The sequence below is a fragment of the uncultured Bradyrhizobium sp. genome, assembly GCF_936943645.1.
Taxonomy (GTDB): Bacteria; Pseudomonadota; Alphaproteobacteria; order Rhizobiales; family Xanthobacteraceae; genus Bradyrhizobium.
In genome coordinates this window covers 12636-32790 of sequence record NZ_CAKZJO010000091.1, presented here as the reverse complement: position 1 = coordinate 32790, position 20155 = coordinate 12636, and the positions used below count along the sequence as shown (strand labels likewise).

21 protein-coding genes are annotated in these 20155 nt (G+C 65.6%); 1 reads left to right on the top strand and 20 read right to left on the bottom strand.

Annotated elements, in window-relative coordinates:
- From Q0743_RS27400 to rimP, 4 genes are all read right to left on the bottom strand, one after another.
- On the bottom strand, positions 1-399 hold a 399-nt coding region (locus Q0743_RS27400), incomplete at its 3' end, for a translation initiation factor IF-2 associated domain-containing protein (protein ID WP_298244589.1).
- A gap of 70 nt (positions 400-469) precedes the next feature.
- Positions 470-1153: an RNA-binding protein gene (locus Q0743_RS27395; RefSeq protein WP_298244588.1), complete on the bottom strand. Its 684-nt coding sequence runs from the start codon at positions 1151-1153 to the stop codon at positions 470-472.
- 23 nt (positions 1154-1176) lie between these two features.
- Positions 1177-2787, bottom strand: a complete 1611-nt coding sequence (gene nusA / locus Q0743_RS27390; protein WP_298244587.1) for a transcription termination factor NusA — start codon at positions 2785-2787, stop codon at positions 1177-1179.
- A gap of 2 nt (positions 2788-2789) precedes the next feature.
- Positions 2790-3548: a ribosome maturation factor RimP gene (rimP, locus tag Q0743_RS27385; RefSeq protein WP_298244591.1), complete on the bottom strand. Its 759-nt coding sequence runs from the start codon at positions 3546-3548 to the stop codon at positions 2790-2792.
- Between the two features lie 360 nt (positions 3549-3908).
- Between rimP and Q0743_RS27380 the strand changes: the two genes are divergently transcribed.
- Positions 3909-4991, top strand: a complete 1083-nt coding sequence (locus Q0743_RS27380) for a DUF2336 domain-containing protein (protein ID WP_298244586.1) — start codon at positions 3909-3911, stop codon at positions 4989-4991.
- Positions 4992-5005: 14 nt separating this feature from the next.
- Here the strand turns inward: Q0743_RS27380 and Q0743_RS27375 are convergent, their stop codons facing one another.
- The 16 genes from Q0743_RS27375 to murJ all read right to left on the bottom strand — a co-directional run bounded on the left by Q0743_RS27375 (position 5006) and on the right by murJ (position 20140).
- Positions 5006-5716: a tRNA (guanine(46)-N(7))-methyltransferase TrmB gene (locus Q0743_RS27375; RefSeq protein ID WP_298244585.1), complete on the bottom strand. Its 711-nt coding sequence runs from the start codon at positions 5714-5716 to the stop codon at positions 5006-5008.
- Positions 5713-6870 carry a M20 family metallopeptidase gene (locus Q0743_RS27370; protein WP_298244584.1) on the bottom strand — a complete coding sequence of 386 codons (1158 nt, stop codon included), beginning with the start codon at positions 6868-6870 and terminating at the stop codon, positions 5713-5715. The genes Q0743_RS27375 and Q0743_RS27370 overlap by 4 nt, the downstream gene beginning before the upstream one ends.
- A gap of 86 nt (positions 6871-6956) precedes the next feature.
- A complete protein-coding gene (locus Q0743_RS27365) occupies positions 6957-7370 on the bottom strand; it encodes a helix-turn-helix transcriptional regulator (RefSeq protein WP_018319423.1) in 414 nt (137 codons plus the stop codon).
- Positions 7371-7592: 222 nt separating this feature from the next.
- Positions 7593-9206, bottom strand: coding sequence for an apolipoprotein N-acyltransferase (gene lnt / locus Q0743_RS27360; RefSeq protein WP_298244583.1), 1614 nt, complete (start codon positions 9204-9206; stop codon positions 7593-7595).
- Positions 9203-10321, bottom strand: coding sequence for a hemolysin family protein (locus Q0743_RS27355; RefSeq protein WP_298244582.1), 1119 nt, complete (start codon positions 10319-10321; stop codon positions 9203-9205). Before Q0743_RS27355 ends, lnt begins: the two co-directional genes overlap by 4 nt.
- A gap of 1 nt (position 10322) precedes the next feature.
- On the bottom strand, positions 10323-10811 hold the full coding sequence (gene ybeY, locus Q0743_RS27350) for an rRNA maturation RNase YbeY (RefSeq protein WP_298244581.1): 489 nt from the start codon (positions 10809-10811) through the stop codon (positions 10323-10325).
- 81 nt (positions 10812-10892) lie between these two features.
- Positions 10893-11888, bottom strand: a complete 996-nt coding sequence (locus Q0743_RS27345) for a PhoH family protein (protein WP_298244580.1) — start codon at positions 11886-11888, stop codon at positions 10893-10895.
- Between the two features lie 64 nt (positions 11889-11952).
- The gene (gene miaB / locus Q0743_RS27340) at positions 11953-13338 is read right to left on the bottom strand and encodes a tRNA (N6-isopentenyl adenosine(37)-C2)-methylthiotransferase MiaB (RefSeq protein WP_298244579.1); all 1386 of its coding nucleotides are present in this window, start codon (positions 13336-13338) and stop codon (positions 11953-11955) included.
- Positions 13339-13524: 186 nt separating this feature from the next.
- The gene (locus tag Q0743_RS27335) at positions 13525-14199 is read right to left on the bottom strand and encodes an HAD family hydrolase (protein WP_298244578.1); all 675 of its coding nucleotides are present in this window, start codon (positions 14197-14199) and stop codon (positions 13525-13527) included.
- A 53-nt stretch (positions 14200-14252) separates the two neighbouring features.
- A complete protein-coding gene (locus Q0743_RS27330) occupies positions 14253-14708 on the bottom strand; it encodes a Fur family transcriptional regulator (protein ID WP_200470780.1) in 456 nt (151 codons plus the stop codon).
- Between the two features lie 38 nt (positions 14709-14746).
- Positions 14747-15232, bottom strand: a complete 486-nt coding sequence (gene rimI / locus Q0743_RS27325) for a ribosomal protein S18-alanine N-acetyltransferase (RefSeq protein ID WP_298244577.1) — start codon at positions 15230-15232, stop codon at positions 14747-14749.
- Positions 15229-15924, bottom strand: coding sequence for a tRNA (adenosine(37)-N6)-threonylcarbamoyltransferase complex dimerization subunit type 1 TsaB (gene tsaB, locus Q0743_RS27320; RefSeq protein ID WP_298244576.1), 696 nt, complete (start codon positions 15922-15924; stop codon positions 15229-15231). Before tsaB ends, rimI begins: the two co-directional genes overlap by 4 nt.
- 88 nt (positions 15925-16012) lie before the next feature.
- Complete coding sequence (locus tag Q0743_RS27315; RefSeq protein ID WP_298244575.1) at positions 16013-16582, bottom strand: NifU family protein; 570 nt, start codon at positions 16580-16582, stop codon at positions 16013-16015.
- A 295-nt stretch (positions 16583-16877) separates the two neighbouring features.
- Positions 16878-17372 (bottom strand): universal stress protein, encoded by a 495-nt coding sequence (locus Q0743_RS27310; protein ID WP_298244574.1) that lies wholly within the window; start codon positions 17370-17372, stop codon positions 16878-16880.
- A 101-nt stretch (positions 17373-17473) separates the two neighbouring features.
- Positions 17474-18526, bottom strand: a complete 1053-nt coding sequence (trpS, locus tag Q0743_RS27305; RefSeq protein ID WP_298244573.1) for a tryptophan--tRNA ligase — start codon at positions 18524-18526, stop codon at positions 17474-17476.
- Positions 18527-18607: 81 nt separating this feature from the next.
- A complete protein-coding gene (murJ, locus tag Q0743_RS27300; protein WP_298244572.1) occupies positions 18608-20140 on the bottom strand; it encodes a murein biosynthesis integral membrane protein MurJ in 1533 nt (510 codons plus the stop codon).
- Between the last annotated feature and the right edge of the window lie 15 nt (positions 20141-20155).

Sequence of the window (20155 nt, the reverse complement as noted above, 5' to 3'; positions counted from 1 at the left end):
TTCGCGAACGGCGCGGCGCTGAGCCTCTTCCTCGGCCTGGCGGCGCTCTTCGACTTCGCGAACTTTCGCATCGGCCAGCGCGCTGGCGCGGGCCGAGCGTTCGTCCTCGGTCAACGTCCGCAGCACCACGCCCGAGCCGGCATTGCGCGGCGGAGCAGGCGGCGCCGGGCGCGAGGGTGCCGGTGCGGGCGCGGCGGGTGCCGGCTTCGCCACCTCGGCGGCCTGCGGCTCAGGAGCGCCGGGATTACGGCGCTTGCCGCGCGTCTCGACCAGCACCTGCTTGCTGCGGCCATGGGCGAAGCTCTGGCGCACAGTGCCCGTTTCGACGCGCGGCTTGAGCGATAGCGTCTTGCTCGGAACGCTCAGCTTCTTGTCGCCAGGGGTCTTGGTATCAACCATTCAGCAGTCCTAATCCTGATTTATCAGTGTTGTGCGTTGCCGCACCGTCCAATCGGGTCGTCGTTGTCTCTCAGAAATCCTGGCCGGGTTCTTCGGCAGTCTTGTCAGCGTCCGCCATCCGGTATCGGACCAGCATCTGGCTACGTGACAGGAATGACTTGCTCGCCGGGCCCGCGAGCACGGCAGCATGTATCACATTTGACCGGGTTAGTGCCAAATCCAATTCTACCGATTTCAGGGCGGTGATGACGGGAATCTGCGGCTTGGCGCCGCGATTTCCGGCATTTTGACGTGCCAGCATGTCCAATTTGCGGATTCCGTCCGCGGCCCCGTCGCTGGCGTGGATCAGGACCTCGACCGTGCCCTCCCCAAGGGCGCTTTCGACCTTGCCGAAGCCGGCGACGACCTGGCCGGCCTTGGCGGCGATCCCAAGGGCTTCGGTCACGCTCCGAACCAGGAGCGCCTCGATGTCGGCGGGAAGCGTCTGAGGGATGCGCAGCTCGCGCTTGAAGGCTTTGCTAAATTGGTGACGCCGCACGGCTTCCGCAACCACCTCGCGTGAGGCGGTCACCCACATGCCGCGTCCGGGCAGCTTGCGCTTGAGATCGGGAACTATTTCGCCTTGGGGGGATACGACGAAGCGAATCAGCTCGTCGATCGGCCGGACCTGCCGACTGACCGCGCACATCCGCACGGTCGCGGACCTTTCGGTCCGCGGGCCATGGTCGAGATCGTGGTCAGTGTCTGCGAGCATCCGGGCGACATTCTCCTTCGCCCTTAAGCCGGCTGATCTTCGCTGGCCTCAGCCTCTTCGGCGGGCTTTGCAAGATCGGCCTCGGTGATCCAGCCGGCCTTGACGCGGGCCTGCATGATCATCGCTTCGGCATCGTCACGGGAGATGTCGATCCCATCGAGCGCGCCCGGGAATTTGGTCTGCTCGCCGCCTTCCTTGCGCTCGGTCCAGCCGACGAGATCGTCGGTGGCGCAGCCCGCGAGGTCCTCGACCGTCTTGATGTCGTTCTCGCCGAACTTCACCAGCATCTTGGAGGTGACGCCCGGCACGTCCTTGACGGCATCCTCGACGCCGAGCTCCTTGCGACGCGCCTCGATCTCGGCTTCCTGCTGCTCGAGATATTCGCGGGCGCGGCTCTGCAGCTCTTGCGCGGTCTCTTCGTCGAAACCTTCGATGCCAGCGAGTTCCTTGAGGTCCACCATGGCGAGTTCCTCGACCGAGGTGAAGCCTTCGGAGGCCAGGAGCTGGCCGACCACTTCGTCGACGTTGAGCGATTCCATGAAGACGCGGGTGGAGTTCTCGAAGTCGGCCTGGCGGCGCTCCGATTCCTCCTGTTCGGTCAGGATGTCGATGTCCCAGCCGGTGAGCTGCGAGGCCAGACGCACGTTCTGGCCGCGGCGGCCGATCGCCAGCGAAAGCTGGTTGTTGGTGTCGGGGACGACGACCTCGATGCGCTCGCGGTCTTCGTCGATGACGACCTTGGAGACTTCCGCCGGCGCCAGCGCGTTGACCACGAAGGTCGCGATATCCGGCGACCACGGGATGATGTCGATCTTCTCGCCCTGCAATTCGTTCACCACGGCCTGCACGCGCGAACCGCGCATACCGACGCAGGCGCCGACCGGATCGACCGAGGAATCGCGGGAAATCACGCCGATTTTCGCGCGCGAGCCCGGATCGCGGGCGACCGCCTTGATCTCGACGATGCCGTCATAGATCTCCGGCACTTCCTGCGCGAACAGTTTCGCCATGAATTGCGGATGGGTGCGGGACAGGAAAATCTGCGGACCGCGCGTCTCGCGGCGGACGTCGAAGATGTAGGCGCGGACGCGGTCGCCGTTGCGGAACACTTCGCGCGGCAGCATCTCGTCGCGGCGGATGATGGCTTCGCCACGGCCGAGATCGACGATCACACTGCCATATTCGACGCGCTTGACGACGCCGTTGACGATGTCGCCGATACGGTCCTTGAACTCCTGGTACTGCCGGTCACGCTCGGCCTCGCGCACCTTCTGCACGATGACCTGCTTGGCTGATTGCGCAGCGATGCGGCCATATTCCAGCGGCGGCAGGGTGTCGGCGATGGTGTCACCGACCTGGGCGCCGGGATTGGCGCGCTGCGCGTCGACCAGCGAGATTTGGTTCGAGTGATTCTCGACCTTCTCGACCACCAGCATGTGGCGCGACAGCCGCAGCTCGCCCTTCTTCGGGTCGATCTCGGCGTGAACGTCAGTCTCGCTGCCGTAACGGGCCCGCGCGGCCTTGGCGATGGCGTCCTCCATTGCCGCGATGACGATGCCGCGGTCGATCGATTTCTCGCGCGCAACGGCGTCGGCGATCTGGAGCAATTCAAGTCGATTGGCGCTGACTGCCATGGCTAGTCTCCTTGGTCAGGATCGATCTCGCCGCGCCGCGCGCGTTCGGCGGCAAGGCGATGTTTCTTGGTGTTGGTCGGGGCCGGCTTCTTCTTCGTCGGCTTGGTGTTCTTGGTGGTTTTCGCGCTGATCTCGGCGTGCGGCGCCTGCGGCGGCTCAATGCCGAGATCCCGGCGCATCTGGCGCTCCTCGGCCTTGCCGCGGCGCATGGATTCCGCAATCAGCTCGTCGGTCAGCACCAAACGTGCCTCGCCGATATCTTCCATGGTCAGGAGAACGTCGGGATTGTCGCCCGCCTTGACGTCGTCGCGATGCAGATGCACGCGGTCGCCCTCGACGGCACCCAGCGTGCCGCGGAACCGCTTGCGCCCCTCATGGGCGACCGCCATGTCGACCTTCACCAGATGGCCGGAATAGCGCTCGAAGTCGGAACGGCGCACCAGCGGCCGGTCGATCCCCGGCGAGGAGATTTCCAGCCGATAGGCACGATCGATGGGGTCGGCGACATCGAGAACGGGCGAAAGCGCCCGCGAGATCGCTTCGCAATCCTCAAGCTGCATCGAACCGTCCGGCCGCTCGGCCATGATCTGCACGGTGCAGCCGGCTTCGCCGGAAATCCGGATCCGCACCAGGCGGTAACCCATGCCTTCCAGGACCGGGGCTGCGACCGCGGACACCCGTGCCGCCACACCGGGCTCGACCACGAGTCTCGGTTCGGCCAGCAATTCGGCATCCGTGGAACCAGGGTGCGGTTCGTTCATGTCCAGGATCAGGCGCTCGATGGTTAAGGCTTGGTTACGATTTTCAAAGCCCGCTTCGGAACTCTCCCGACACGCGTCGGGCCGCATCTTCCGCCAAGCCGCGCTCAGGTAATAAAAAAGAGCGGGTCCTTTCGGGCCCACTCTCACTACGCGGATCGTATGAGAAGATGAATTGGCGCTGATATAGCGCTTTCTCCCCTCCCGGACAAGGCCCATTGCGGGGGAGGAGGGCCTTTTTGCGCCGCTCTGCGGCTTCCCTGGCGCAACGCTTCCTTCACGAAGCAGGCCTAAATTCGCTGATTGTGGGGCGGCTTGGATCAAGGGCGCGCCCGCGGCGTGCCCCCTTCGAGTTGCGTTTTCATGACCGTTGCCACGTCGCTCATTCCTGGACTGGACGATATCGTCAGACGCGGCGATCCGCGGCGACGCGGCGAGATTGCGCGCGCCATCTCCGAATTGTTCTTCCAGGATTCCGCCAATCTTCGTCCCGAGCTTATCGATCTCTTCGACAATCTCCTGATCGATCTCGTGCCGCATGCGGAGCTTGCCTCGCGCGTGGACCTGGCCGAGCGCTTCTCGCACCTGAACAACGCGCCGCCGCATCTGGTCAATCAGCTCGCGCGCGAAAACGAGATCATGGTGGCCGGCCCGGTGCTGCGCCGCTCGCCCGTGCTCGACGATGCCGCGCTGGTCGAGATCGCGCGGCTGAAGGGGCAGGGCCATCTGCTGGCGATGACCGAGCGCCCTGCATTGTCGACCGAGATCACCGACGTGCTGGTCGAGCGCGGCGATCGCGACGTGGTGCGCCGCGCCGCGGGCAATGCCGGTGCGGCGTTCTCGCCCGGCAGCTATTCCGAACTCATCAAGCGTGCCGCGCAGGACGGCGTGCTGACGCTCAAGATCGGCCAGCGCACCGATCTTTCGGGCGAGAACCTGAAGCAGCTTCTCGACGGCACGCTCGATGTGATCCGCCGGCGCCTCTCCAGCGTGGTCAATCCCGCGCGCCAGGTCGAGATCAAGCGCGCGATGGCGGCGATCGAGGAAGCCGCGCTGCCGCCGGGACCGCGGCGCGATTTCTCCGCAGCCCAGCGCACGGTGCTGACCTTGCATCGCGAGGGCCATCTCGGCGAGAGCGCGCTGCTCGGCTTCGCCAAGGCGAACAAATACGAGGAATCGATCGCCTCGCTCTCGGCGATGTCCGGCGTCCGCCTCTCGGTTCTCGACCGTCTGATTTCAGGCGACCGCTACGATCCGCTTCTCATCGTCGGCCGCGTGCTGAATCTGGGCTGGCCCACGGTGCGGGCGCTCATCCTGCTCTGGTACGGTCCGCACCGCACGCCTGCGGATGCCGACATCGAGGCCGCGCGCGTGAACTTCACGCGCCTGATGCCGGCGACCGCCGAGCGTGTCGTGAATTTCTGGCGCAACCGGCAGACCATCTAGTCAAGGCACAGAATCTACACCCGCCCGAACCTGAGATAAGCCGCCTTGCGTCCTTCGCGCGCCGCCTTTCGGCCGTAGCGCGTCATGGTGTAACCGGCCCATGGCTGCCTGAAATCGTCGGCGCGTTCGGCAAGCCAGACGAAGTCCTGCGAGCGCGCAAGATGCGACAGCGTCCAGGCACAGTAATCGTCGATATCACAGACGAAGCGGAATTCGCCGTCTCGCTTCAGCACGCGCGCCATGGCCGCGATCGTGCGGTCCTGAACGAAGCGCCGCTTCCAGTGCCTCCGCTTCGGCCAGGGATCGGGATGGATCAGGTCGATCCGCGACAGCGAATTCTGCGGCAGCCAGGCCAGCAGCTCGGCCGCATCGCCGGCGAACAGGCGAATGTTGCCGATATTGGCGGCCTCGATCTGCGCGAGGATCTTTGCCATGCCGTTGACGTAGGGCTCGCAGCCGATGAAGCCGGTCGTGGCGAAGGTCTGTGCCTCGGCCGCGAGATGCTCGCCGCCGCCAAAGCCGATCTCGAGCCGCACATCTTCGATTGCGGGTCCAAAAATCTCGCGCGCGTCCGCCGGCGTCTCACCGTCGATGTCGAGCGCAAGATGCGGCAGCAGATGATCGATCAGCTCGGCCTGGTGCTGCCTGAGCTTATGGCCCTTGCGGCGCCCGAAGAAGGCGCGCTCGCTGTCGTCGCGATCGGGATCTGATTTGCGCTCGCTCATCGCAGGGTCTGATACAGGCGATGGAGCAGCCGCGCACGCGGCGCGAGCGAGGAGATGTAGAGCTGCTCATAATGGGTGTGAGCGCCCTTGCCGTCGACGCCGAGCCCGTCGAGCGTTGCGGTATGCGGCGCGGTGAAATTGCCGTCCGAGCCGCCGCCGGTGTGGGTGTCGATCAGCTCGAAGCCGATCTCGCCGGCAAGCGCCTTCGCGTGTTCGAACAGCGAGGCGCCCGCGTTGGTCTTCTCGTAAGGCGGGCGGTTGAGCTCGCCCGCGACGGTCACGGTGACGCCGTCGGTCTTCGAGGTCAACGCGAGGATCTTGCCGACGAACTCGTCGGCATCCTTGAGGCTCACCACGCGCAGGTCGACTTCGGCATAAGCCTCCTCCGGCGTGACATTGGGGCGCGTGCCCCCGCGCACCACGCCGACATTGACGGTGACGCCGCGCTTGAGGTCGTTCATCCCTTCCAGCGCCAGGATGACATTGGCGAGCTCGCGGACGGCGCTGCGGCCGTCTTCGGGGCGCGAGCCGGCATGCGCCGGCACGCCCTTGACGAACACCCGGAAGCGCCCGACGCCCTTGCGGCCGGTGACGATCTTGCCGCCGTCGCGCGCGGGCTCCGTCACCAGGACATATTTGGCCTTGCGCCCTTCCTGCTCGATCAGCGCGCGCGAGGTCGGGCTGCCGATCTCCTCGTCGGAGGTGAACATGTGCGTGATGCCGAGCGGAGAAGGTTGGCCGCCGGCGCAGAGCGCGGCGAACGCGTGGTGGGCGATGTAGGCGCCGCCTTTCATGTCGTAGATGCCGGGACCTAACGCGACGTCGCCTTCCACCTTGAACGGCAGCCGCTCGATGAAGCCCATGGGATGGACAGTGTCGAGGTGGCTCAGCACGAGGATGCCCGGCCGATCCTGACCCCAATCCGTGCGCGCAATGAGATGATCGCCGCAGCCATCGACGCCTGCGACGCGTTCCAGGGTGACGGGCAGATCGCGATATTGCTCCGCGACCACCGAGACCAGCTTGTTGACCTGTTCAGGTGCTTCCGTCGGCGTCTCGATCTCCACCCAGCGGCGGATGCCATCGAGAATAGTTTGGGAATCGAACCAATTGGAGCTGGGCATGGGCGCATCTGTGCCTTTGAATCGCATCATCGGGGCGGGCGCGCATCAAGCCGCGGCCACAAATGACGACATAGGCCAGATTTCACGCGGTCTCAAATCGCCGTTGCGATGACGCCTCAGCGCTTGTCGGGGCCCTCGCGGGCTGCGATCTGCTCGACGAGATCGACGATCGAGCGGCGCATCTTCGAATCGGTGATTCGCGTGAACGCCTTGGTCAGGGCCAGGCCCTCGGAGGTCGCGAGGAAATCCGAGACGTAGGAGGGCGAAGCGCCTTCGCTGAAGCCATCCGGCCCCGGTACGCCGCTCGGACCGCCCTCGAACAGGAACGACACCGGCACCTGCAGAATCTCGGCGATCTGCTGGATGCGGCTCGCGCCGACCCGGTTCGTGCCCTTCTCGTATTTCTGAATCTGCTGGAAAGTCAGGCCCAAAGCTTCACCGAGCTTTTCCTGGCTCATGCCCAACATGATGCGGCGCATGCGCACGCGACTGCCGACATATTTGTCAACAGGGTTGGGCGCTTTCGACATTTCCTCAGCCCTCCAAACACCACCTTCAGCGCAATCAATTGGAGTGCCTCAGGTGCAAGCAACGTCAAATCAAACCCTGTTATTGGGAAACATTGCGGAGAAATTTAGCAATGCACCACTGTCTTTTGCAGCTGGTGCAGAATGGGGAGCCTGCGTGCAGTCTGTCAACCGTGGGACTACGGTTGTCAAAAGCTTCCGGCCGCGCTGGTGGCGAAGCTGCAATCAGCGCTGCGGCTGGGCGACACGCCGGCGGACGGCCAGAAACACGGCCAGCGCGACGAGCATGGCGGCGGGCACGTCGCCCACGCGCGCATACACGGTCGGCGGGATCGCGGCGGGCAGGCTTGCATCCAAAATGCCTTCGATTCCAAGTCCAAGGCTGGCAACGGTGCGGCCCACCGGATCGATCACCGCGGAGACGCCGGTATTGGCAGAGCGGACCAGCGGCAATCCGAGCTCGATCGCGCGCATCCGCGACTGCTCCAGATGCTGATAGGGGCCGGTCGAGATGCCGAACCAGCCGTCATTGGTGAGGTTCACGATCCAGCCCGGACGTTCGTTGCGTCCCGCCACTTCGCCGGGAAAGATTGCTTCGTAACAGATCAGCGGCAGCGCGGGCGGTGCACCTGGTACCGGCAGGGCATGGCGCACCGTGCCGGGAATGAAGCCGCCGCGCACACGCGTCAGTTGCTCGAAGCCGAGTTTCTCCATCAACGCCTGATAGGGCAGAAATTCGCCGAACGGCACCAGATGGAGCTTGTCGTAGACCGCAAGCACGCTGCCGTCATGATCAACCACATAGATCGAATTATAGGCACGCGTGATCGGCGTGCCACGCGGCAGATCGGGCGCCCGGACCGAGCCCGTGATCAGCACCGTTCCTTTCGGCAGGAGATCGGCGATCTGCGCCATCGCGTCGGCTTCGCGGGTCAGGAAGAACGGAAAGGCGGATTCGGGCCAGATCAGGATCGTGGCATCGCGCACGCCGGTCGATTGTGGGCCGGAGGCACGGTCCGACAGCGCGAGGTACTTCTTCATCACTTCCGCCTTGGCGGCGTAGTTGAATTTCGCGTCCTGCTGGAGGTTCGGCTGCATCAGGCGCAGCTTGGCGCCCGACACCATCGTGGTCGGATGCAGCGACAGGCGGATTGCGCCGAAGATGCTCATGACAATCAACAGCGCAATCGCCGCCGCCGGTACGCGCCATTGCAGGCGGCGATCGGGCGTGCGGTCGATCAGCGTCGCGGGGCTCGCGAAGATCGCAACCGTCAGGAAGGTCATGCCCCACAGGCCGATCAGCGAAGCGGCTTGCGCCAGCGGCAGCGGCTCGGACAGCGCATAGCCGAACGCGTTCCAGGGGAAGCCGGTCAGTGCGTGGCCGCGCAGCCATTCGCTCAACGTGAGGCTTGCCGCGAGCGCAAGCACGCGCGTGGCGTTCTTGGTCCAGAGCAGGCGCGCCAGCGCAAAGCCGATGGCCGTGAAGATGGACAGATAAGCCGGCAGGCCGAGCACGGCGAACGGCGTCAGCCAGGCGAACACGTCGGCATCGACGAAGAAGGCGTAGCCAATCCAGTACAGGCCGGGGACGAAATAGCCGAGTCCGAACCAATAGCCGGTCAATGCTGCGGCAGGAATGCCGCCATATCGTCCGGCGCCGGTGCCGTCGATCAGCCAGACCAGCACCGGAAAGGTGATGAACAGCACTGGAAAGACGTTGAACGGCGCCAGCGCCAGCACCGATAGCGCGCCGGCCGCCATCGCGATGACGGCGCGCTTCCATCCCCAGGTGAGGATGATGGCAAGCGCGATCTGCCGAACTCGCTGCAGCGGACTCACTGTTGGCTAGTCCCGTCGCTTGGCGGCGGGCTCTGCGTGTCGCTGGCGGGCGGCTGACCGCCGTCCGGCGCGGCCTCGCGGCGGCTTCTCTCGCGCTGGGTCCGCGGCGCCGGCCGTTCCTTGCGCGTCGAGATGCGCAGCCGCTTGACGCGGCGCGGATCGGCATCGAGCACCTCGACCTCGTAAGTGCCGGGGCCGGAGATCACCTCGCCGCGCACCGGCAGGCGTCCGACGAAGCTGACGAGATAGCCGCCCAGCGTCTCCACCTCCTCGCCGGCTTCGCCGGTGACGAAATCCTCGCCGATCACCGAGCGGACGTCGTCGAGGCTGGCGCGGGCGTCGGCGATGAAAGCGTTGTCGGGCAGGCGCACGATCGACGGCGGCTCGTCGCTGTCGTGCTCGTCGTCGATCTCGCCGACGATCTGCTCGACGATGTCCTCGAGCGAAACCAGCCCGTCGCTGCCGCCATATTCGTCGACCACCAGCGCGAGGTGAATGCGCGTGGCCTGCATCTGCGCGAGCAGGTCGATCGCCCGCATCGACGGCGGCACGTAGAGCAGCTTGCGGATGATGCGCGCGTCCTCGAGCGGCAGCGCGAGATCGACGGCGCGCAAATCGAGCCCGGCCGGCAGCGGCTTCTTGCGTTTGGTCTTGGTGGCTTCCGAGACGCGGGCGCGCGCCGTCATGAAGGCGAGCAGGTCGCGGATGTGAACGATGCCGACGGGATCGTCGAGCGTCTCGTTGTAGACCACGAGGCGGGAATGGCCGGCGCTCTCGAAGCGATCCATCAATTCGCCGAGCGGGATGTCCCGCTTCACCGCGACGACGTCGGCGCGATGCACCATGACGTCGGCGATGCGGCGCTCATGCAGACCGAGGATGTTGCGCAGCATGGTGCGCTCGACCGCCGAGAAACCGGTGTCGTCAGGCGTCGTCGCGTCGAGCACGACCTGAAGGTCGTCGCGCACCGATCCCGCCTTCCAGCCGAACAGCGTGCGGATGGCGCGCAACAGCCAGCCGTCGGCGGTCGGGCGCATCACCTCGCCCTGTGTCACCACGGCCGGCAGGTTGGCCGTGTTGCGCGGATTGTCCTGGATCGGGTCGGACTCCGGCATTTCAGTGCGCCGCCGCGCGGTCTGCATAGGGATCGGGGATTCCGAGGTGAGCCAGGATCTGCGTCTCCAGCGCTTCCATCTCCTCGGCGTCGCCGTCGTTCTCGTGGTCGTAGCCGATCAGGTGCAGGAAGCCGTGCACGGCGAGATGGCTCAGATGGTGGTCGAACGGCTTGTGCTCCTCGTCGGCCTCGCGCCGCATGGTCTCGTAGGCGATCGCGATATCGCCGAGCATGCGCGGGGCATCGCCTTCCTTCCACTCGCCCTCGGGCTGGAGTGCGGGGAACGACAGCACGTTGGTCGGCTTGTCGATGCCGCGCCAGTTGCTGTTGAGGGTGCGGATGCCGGCATCGTCGGTCAGCATCACGGCCACTTCGGCGTCGGCAACCTCTTCGTCGACGCTCTCGGCGGCGGCGGCAACGGCGCGCTGGATCACGGCTTCGGAATTGGGCTCGCGCTGCCAGCAATCGGCGACGATGAGGACCTCGGTCATGGGAAGATTGGGATGTGACATTGTCTTTGTTCGGAACGATAGGCGCCGCGTCTGCGCCCGTATGGTCCGGCTGTTGCCCCGTCAGGATTTATCGGTGGCCGGCCGCTGCGGCGAACCTTCATAGGCGGCGACGATCCGCGCCACGAGCTCGTGGCGGATCACGTCCTCGGCTTTAAAATGCACCTGGGCAATGCCTTCGACCCCGCTGAGGAGGCGCGTTGCTTCGGCCAGGCCCGAGGTCTGGCCGTTCGGCAAATCGATCTGCGAAGGGTCACCCGTCACGATCATGCGGCTGTTCTCGCCGAGGCGGGTCAAAAACATCTTCATCTGCATCGACGTGGTGTTCTGCGCCTCGTCGAGGATGATCGCGGCGTTGGTCAGCGTGCGGCCGCGCATGAAGGCGAGCGGCGCGATCTCGATCTCGCCGGTCTGCAGCGCACGCTCGACGATGCGCGCATCCATGAGGTCGTAGAGCGCGTCGTAGATCGGGCGCAGATATGGATCGACCTTCTCGCGGAGATCGCCGGGCAGAAAGCCGAGCCGCTCGCCGGCTTCCACCGCCGGACGCGACAGGATGATCTTGTCGACCTCCTTGCGCTCGAACAGTTGCGCGGCATGCGCGACCGCGAGCCAGGTCTTGCCGGTGCCGGCGGGGCCGATGCCGAACACCAGCTCGTGGCGCTTCAGCGCGCGGATGTAGGAATCCTGCGCGGCAGTGCGCGCGCGCACCGGGCGCTTGCGCAAATTGATGCTGTCGAACGCGGATTTGGCCGATTTGGCGTCGAACTCGAACAGCGAGCCCTGCGCGATCACGGCGCGGATCGCGCCCTCGACCTCGCCCTGGTCGAGGTCCTGTCCCTTCACGGCTTGCGCGTACAGCATCTCCAGCACGCGGCGCGCGGCGTCGCAGCCGTCGCGCGTGCCGCCGATCGTGATGTGGTTGCCCTTGGAATCGACGACGACGCCGAGCCGCCGCTCGACCTGCGCCAGGTGCTGGCCGTAGGGGCCGACCAGCGCGGATGCGGCGCGGTTGTCGTCGAAGTCGATGACGACCTGGGTCTCGGGCGGAACTTGCATGTCGCGGTCAAATTTGCGGCTGGGAGCGATGGAAGACGAATCCGATGCGCTTTTTGGCAAGGGTTCAGGCTCCAGTGGCTTGCGATAAAGCGGGCTCGCGCGGGGTGGCGAGCTCGCCGAGGAAGCTGTAGCGCTCGAGGCTGTCGATCCTGACCGGCAGGATTCGTCCGATGATGTCGGCCGAGGCCATCACATGGGCGGGCTGGAGGAAGGCGGTGCGGCCGACGATCTGGCCGTCCTTGCGGGCGGTGCGTTCGAACAGCACATCGACGGTTGAGCCAATCGCAGCCTTGTTGAAGGCCGATTGCTGGCTGTCGATCAGTTCCTGGAGCCGCTCCAATCGCTGGTCCATCTCGGCGGGGGACACCGTCTCCTGCATGTCCGCGGCCGGCGTTCCCGGCCGGGCGGAGTATTTGAACGAATAAGCCGCAGCGTAGCCGATTTGCGTGACAAGCGCGAGAGTGGCGAGAAAATCTTGCTCGCTCTCGCCGGGGAAGCCGACGATAAAATCCGATGAAAAAGCAATGTCTTGGCGCGCCGTGCGGAAACGGTCGACGACCCGCCGGTAATCATCGGCGGTATGTTTCCGGTTCATGGCGGCGAGAATCCGGTCCGAGCCCGACTGCACCGGCAGGTGCACGAACGGCATCAGGGCACCGAGGTCGCGATGGGCCGCGATCAGGCTGTCGTCGACGTCGCGCGGATGGCTGGTCGAGTAACGCAACCGCGCAATGCCGGGAATGGTCGCCAGATGCTCGAGCAGCCGGCCGAGCGGCCAGGATTTCCCGTCCGGTCCCTCGCCGTGATAGGCGTTGACGTTCTGTCCGATCAGCGTGAGCTCGCGCACGCCGTTGTCGGCGAGCCGTTTCACGTCGTCGACGATCTTCGCGACAGGGCGGGAGACTTCCGAACCTCGCGTGTAGGGCACGACGCAGAAGGTGCAGAACTTGTCGCAGCCTTCCTGCACCGTGACGAAAGCGGAAATGCCGCGCGCGCGGATCGCATCGGGCTTTGGCTGGGCCAGGAATCCGAACTTGTCGGCCGCGGGAAATTCGGTCTCGATCGCGCGGCCTTCGTCGCCGGCACGCTTCAACAGCTCCGGCAGATGATGATAGCTCTGCGGTCCCACCACGACGTCCACGACAGGCGCGCGGCGCACGATTTCCTCGCCCTCGGCCTGTGCCACGCAGCCGGCGACTGCAATCTGCATCGCGCGGCCACCGCGCGCGGCCTCGTCCTTGGCGACGCGCAGACGCCCGAGCTCGGAATAGACCTTCTCCGAAGCCTTCTCGCGGATGTGGCAGGTGTTGAGGATGACGAGGTCGGCGTCCTCGGCGCTATCAATCTCCACGAATCCTTCCGGCGCCAGCGTGTCCACCATGCGCTGGGCATCGTAGACGTTCATCTGGCAACCATATGATTTGATGTGCAGCTTGCGCGGCGGCGTCATGGAACCCGAAATGGTGGTGGAGGACGGCCTTCAAATAGAGGTTGGAGCGCCGAAAATCCAGCGAATGGCGCCTTCAGGTCGTCATTCCCCGGCGCAATGCGGTCGCTAACCCGGAATCTCGCGCCAAAACCTCTGGATTCCGGGTTCGATGCTGCGCATCGCCCAGGAATGACGTCGAAAACCACCTCAAGGGGCACTCGCTCCGACCCGCCGGACCAGCTCGGGCAATTGCCGCATATCGTCGAAGGTCAGTCCGGCGCCGGCTGCTCGCAGCCGTTCGGCATGACCCGGCGGGCAATGGCCGCCACCGTGAAAGCCCAGCACGGTCATCCCCGCGGCGTGCGCGCCCGTGACCCCGGGGATGCTGTCCTCGATCACCACGCACCGCTCCGGCGCGGTCTTCATTTGCGCGGCGGCGAACAGGAACAGGTCGGGCGCCGGCTTGCCGCGCGCGACCTGGCTCGCCGAAAAGATGTTCGGGGCGAGCAGGTCGTAGAGCCCGGCGCAGGTGAGGCCGTGATGGATCTTGTCCGGCGTGCCGCTGGACGCAACGCATTTGGGCAGATCGATCGCGGCGATCGCGGCCGCTACGTGGGTGATCGGCTGCAGGTCGCTGGCGTAGGATCGCAGCGTCGCCGCATTGACCTGCTGCTCGAGATCATCGGGGAGACTGCGGCCGATTTCCTGTTCGACCATCCGCCGCGCGTCTTTCTCGGACACGCCGAGGAAGCGGACCAGCACCTGCTCCGACGTGATCGGATAGCCGTGCCGCGTCAGCACGTCGGCATGGGCGCGACAGGAGATCACCTCGCTGTCCACGAGCACGCCGTCGCAATCGAAGATGATGAGGTCGACGGGCACTAAGGCATGACCCGGAAAAGTGTGAAGCGGTTTTCCGACAAGGTCATGCCCGATCAGGACGTCGGCTTGTCGTCGTCGAGCGGGACGCAATAGAGCTCGAGGCGGTGGTCGACCAGCTTGTAGCCGAGCTTGCGGGCGATCTCCGCCTGCAGCTTCTCGATCTCCTCGGAGGTGAATTCGATCACCTTGCCGTCCCTGAGATTGATGAGATGGTCGTGATGGCTGTCGCGCATCGTCTCGTAGCGCGCGCGGCCCTCGCGAAAGTCATGGCGCTCGATGATGCCGGCATCCTCGAACAGCTTGACGGTGCGATACACGGTCGAGATCGAGATCTTGTCGTCGACGGCGACGCAGCGCCGGTACAGTTCCTCGACATCGGGATGATCGACCGCCTCCGCGAGCACGCGGGCGATGACACGGCGCTGCTCGGTCATGCGCATGCCGGTGGCGGCACAGCGCGCCTCGATGCCGGACGCCTTGGATGCGGAGGAAGGTTTAAGTCCAGTCATGTGTTGTCTGCCTGACGGGGCGCTTTCTGCCATCAATATTACGACAAGTCACGCCGCATCAGAAGGGCGTTCAATTGTTCCCCGTTCGGCTGCTTATAGTAGCGTTCGCGGCGTCCGACCACCACGAATCCGCACCTGTCGTAGAGCCGACGCGCCGGCTGGTTGTTTTCCTCGACTTCGAGAAATATTGTGCGCACGCCGCGCCCTGCGAGGTGGCCGAGATGGGTCATCAGCAGCGTGCGGGAGAGGCCGCGGCCGCGACAGGCTTGGTCCACCGCGACCGAGAGGATTTCCGCCTCGTCCGCGCCGATCCGCGACACTGCGAATCCGATGGTCCTGCGTCCCTGGCGCAGCCGATGCACCAGCGTGTTGCGCTCGCCGAGCATGCTCTCGAATTCGCTTTCGCCCCAGCCGTGCGCGAAGGAGGCGGCGTGAAGCTGCGCCAGCCATGCGGCGTCGCGCACGGAAGCCGGCTCGACGGCGGCCGTCCCACCGCGCCACCATTCCGACAGCCATCTCATCATGAGCTTGCGGCTTGTGCTGCAAATGGCGGCTGTGCCGGCGGCTTTGCGTCGGGCGCCTTCAGATAGAACGGGCGTGCCGGACTAGTCTCGGGATCGGCCGCGGCGCCGAGCCACGCGACCCAGCCGATGTCGGGCGCGGGCTGCGCATCGACCGCGACCGGTTGTTCGCTGTCTTTCGTCCAACGCTCGGCGAGGATGTTTGCGGCGTTGCCGACCAGATGCGGAGCACCGAATTGCGAGGCGGCGATCGCCTCGTCGATGGAAGCGACGCGCGGCCGCACCAGCTGGCTGCCATCGCCGGCGACGATCTGGAAATAGACATGGTCGTGCCGCGCATCGATGGCGGAGATCACCGGCGCCGCTTTGCTCTGGCCGACGACGGTGGCGGCATAGGCCGACAAGGTGGTGAGGCCGACGGCAGGCCGTCCGGCCGCGAGCGCGAGGCCGCGTGCTGCCGAAATGCCGACGCGCAGGCCGGTGAAACTTCCGGGGCCGACCGTGACCGCGATCCGGTCGAGGGCGGTGAAGGCGAGGCCGGCCGATTGCATCACGCGCGCAATCATCGGCATCAAGGCCTCGGCGTGGCCGCGCTTCATCAGGAGCTGTTCTTGCGCACGCAACTCGGCCGCTTCGGTGTCGAGCACGGCGACGGAGCAGGCGTCGAGCGCGGTATCGATGGCAAGGATCAGCATGGACAAGCGAATGGCGAGTGGCGAATAGCGAATAGTCTAGCCGATCGGAATGCCATTCGCCATTCGCTACTCGCCATTCGCTGATCGATCACATCGGCCGGACTTCGACCACGTCAGGCACGAAATGCTTCAGCAAATTCTGGATGCCGTGCTGGAGCGTCGCGGTCGATGACGGGCAGCCGGAGCAGGCGCCCTTCATGTGGAGATAGACGACGCCGTCCTTGAAGCCGCGGAAGGTGATGTCGCCCCCGTCATTGGCCACCGCCGGCCGCACGCGGGTCTCGATCAGGTCCTTGATCATGTCGACCGTCTCGGCGTCGGCCTCGTCGAAGAACTCGTCCTCGTCGTCGAGGTCGGCATCATCCTGAGCCACGCCGTCGGCGAGCAGCGGCGCGCCGGACATGTAGTGCTCCATGATGGCGCCAAGGATCGCGGGCTTGAGCTGCTGCCATTCACCGCCCGCCTTGGTCACGGTGATGAAATCCGATCCGTAGAACACGCCGGTGACGCCGGGTACTTCGAACAGTTTTTCCGCCAGTGGCGAACGGCCAGCGGCTTCGCGGCTCGCGAACTCCATCGGGCTGCCGTCGACCACGACGCGGCCGGGAATGAACTTCAGCGTGGCGGGATTGGGGGTGGCTTCGGTTTGAATGAACATGGTTTTCTCCAGACGTCGCCGGTTCAAGGCCGGCGCGTGCCCTAGTTCCTAGCAGATGGCGACGGCGAACGCACGGTCAAGGGGCCGGCAGCAATTTTGGCTATAGGATTCAGTGAGTTAAGGGCTTCGTACCCTCCCCTGGAGGGGCCCTGGAGGGGAGGGTCGGCGCGAAGCGCCGGGGTGGGGTGATCTCTCCGCACGGGCACTGTTGGATGGGGAAATACCGTCACCCCACCCCGCTCGCGCTGCGCGCGATCGACCCTCCCCCTCCAGGGGAGGGGAAGAAACCGCGCAGCTACGACAGCGAATCCACGCTTTGGTCGCTCAGCGCGCCGGAGATGATGGTCACCGGCACCGGGAACGTGCCCAGCTCGTGCGTGAGCAGCGAGACCAGAGGTCCCGGACCCTCCGCACCGGGATTGGCGGCGAGCACCAGCACGGCGATATCAGGATCCTCATCGATCACCGCGAGCAGTTGCTCCATTGGTGCGCCCTCGCGAATGACCCGCTCCGGGGTGATCGCGGCGATGCCGTTGGCGCGTCCGGCGGCACGGTCGAGCGCGGCTTCCGCGGCTTCCTGCGCCTCGGCTCGCATGATGTCGGCAACCCCCAGCCATTCCTGGCTCTGTTGCTCAGGCTCGATGATGCGCAGCATCACCACGCCGCCGCCGCCGCGGATCGCCCAGCGGCTGGCATAGTAGACCGCGCGATCCCATTCGGCGGTGTCGTCGACGATGACGAGGCATTTGGGCTTGTGACCCGGCTCGTAGCAAAGTCGCTTGCTGGTCATGCATGTCCCGGAATGTGCATGACCGGCATGCTGCCACACTCCCGCAAGCTTGGGGAGAGGAGATGCGGCCGGCGCTGGCGTAGGCCGCATCTCTCACGTTGTCAGCGCCGGCGGATGAAGCCGACGATGTCCTTGGAGAGCTTCATCGTCTCGTCGGCGATCGCCCGGGCGCGGTCGGATCCGTCGTTCAGGATCGCGTCGATGTGGCCGGGGTCGGCGACGAGGCGCTTCATCTCGCCGGCGATCGGCGCGAGCTTGGTCACGCACAGCTCGGCCAGCGCGTTCTTGAAGCTGGAGAACTGGCCGGCGCCGAATTCACGGAGCACGTCGGCCTTGGAGCGGCCGGAGAGCGCGGCGAAGATGCCGACGAGATTGTCGGCTTCGGGGCGCGCGTCCAGGCCCTTCTCTTCCGTCGGCAGCGGCTCCGGATCGGTCTTCGCCTTGCGGATTTTCTGCGCGATGGTGTCGGCGTCGTCGGTCAGATTGATGCGCGAATTGTCCGACGCTTCGGACTTCGACATCTTCTTGGTGCCGTCGCGCAAACTCATCACGCGCGTTGCCGGGCCCGTGATCAGCGGTTCCGGCAGCGGGAAGAACAGGCCGTCATTGGCGCCCTGAGCGCGGATGGATTCGCCGAAGTCGTTGTTGAACTTCTGCGCGATGTCGCGCGAGAGCTCGAGATGCTGCTTCTGGTCCTCGCCGACCGGCACGTGTGTGGCGCGGTACAGCAGGATGTCGGCGGCCATCAGCACGGGATAGTCGAACAGGCCGACGGAGGCGTTCTCGCGATCCTTGCCGGCCTTCTCCTTGAACTGGGTCATGCGGCCGAGCCAGCCCATGCGCGCGACGCAGTTGAAGATCCAGGCGAGCTCGGCATGGCCCGAGACCTGGCTCTGGTTGAACACGATGTGCTTCTTGGGATCGATGCCGGCGGCGATGAACGCGGCGGTCACCTCGCGGGTGTTGCGCGTGAGTTCGGCCGGTCCGCCCCAGACGTCGACGCCCTGCGTGATCGCGTGCATGTCGACGACGCAATAGATGCAGCTGTGGGTTTCCTGCATCTTCACGAAGTTGACGATGGCGCCGAGATAGTTGCCGAGGTGCAGATTGCCCGTCGGCTGGACGCCCGAAAAGACCCGTTCAACGAATGGCATGGTCAGCTTCCCATAGGTATTCGGCCGTCGTTTCCAACAGTGGCGCTGCCCCGTCAAGGGCAATTCGCAAGTCCAGCCAGTTCAGGCCGGTCGCTTCAAGGCGGCAGCCGCCTCGCGCCACGAGGCCGCGCCGAGGAGCTGCAGCAGCAGGCCATAGACCGTGATCCCGGCGGCGATCTGCAGGCCCAGCACGATGAATTTGACGAAGCCGTGAGCTTCCGCGGGTACAAGGCCCGCTGTCAGCCAGAGCAGGGCGCCCATCGCGGCAGCAGCGAGCACGATCCGCGGCAGCCGCTTGCGGGCGGCCGTATCGATCGAGAATCCGAATGCGCTCCTGCCTTTCCGGAGCAGCGAGAATGCGCTGCTCCAGGCGCCGGCCGCGATGCTGGCCGCGATCCCGCTGGCGCCGAAGACATGCCCGAGCAGCACGGCGAGGGCGATCGCGACCACAAAGCCTTTGGCCGTGGCGAGCAGCGGCGTCATCGTGTCGCTGCGGGCATAGAAGGCCGGCGACAGCGCCTTGATCAGCACATGCGCCGGCAGACCCAGCGCCAGCCACATCAGCGCCTGTGCCGTCGCCACGCTGTCGACGGCGCCGAAGGCGCCGTGCTCGAACAGCAGCCGCACGATCGGCTCGGCCAGCACGATCAGGCCGAGCGCGGCCGGCAGTGCCAGCCCGGCGGCAAGCTCCAGCGCGCGCGATTCCGCATGCGCCACCGCCGCGCGGTCGGAGCTGGCGACGGCGCGCGTCAGTTCCGGCACCAGCACCGTGCCCATGGCGACGCCGACAATGCCGAGCGGCAGCTCGATCAGGCGGTTGGCGAAATAGAGCCACGACACCGCGGACGGGGTCGCGGACGCAATGATCGCGCCGGCGACGATCAGCCATTGCGGCCCCGAGCTTGCGATCATGCCGGGAATCGCCTTGGCAAAGAAGCTGCGCATCTCCGTGTCGAAACTGACGCGCAGCGGTGTCGCGAGGCGCGCACCTCGCTGCGACAGCAACATCATGAGCTGCAGCAGCCCGGCGATGCCCACGGTCGCCGCCAGCATCCACGCCGCGAAAGCCGCATCGGCATGCGCGAGGATGAGCGCCGCAATCGCGGCGATCAGCGCGATGTTGAACAGCAGCGGCGAGAATGCCGTGAGCGCAAAGCGTCCCTGCGCGTTCAAAAGTCCCATCAGCACCGTGACGGGGCCGGCAAAGGCCAGATAAGGCAGCATCAGCCGCGCATTATGCACCGCGAGATCGAGCGTGGGGCTGCCGAGGAATCCGGGTGCGATGATCGTGATGATCAGCGGCATCGACAATGCGATCAGGATTGAGGCCGCGATCAGGACGACACTGACCGTGCCCAGCACGCGCCCTGAGAACGCCGCTGCGGTCGCATCGCCGGCGCGGTCCCTGACGCGCAGCCAGGCCGGGATCAGCGCCGCATTCAGTGCCCCTTCACTGAGCAGGCGCCGTACCACATTGACGAGCTGAAAGGCCGCCAGAAACGCATCCGCCACGACGCCGGTGCCGAGCAGCGCTGCGATCAGGGAATCCCGGGCAAAGCCCAGCAGCCGCGAGGCCAGCGTTCCCGTCGAGACGGTCAGGAAGGAGCGGATCATCGGCTCTTTATAATA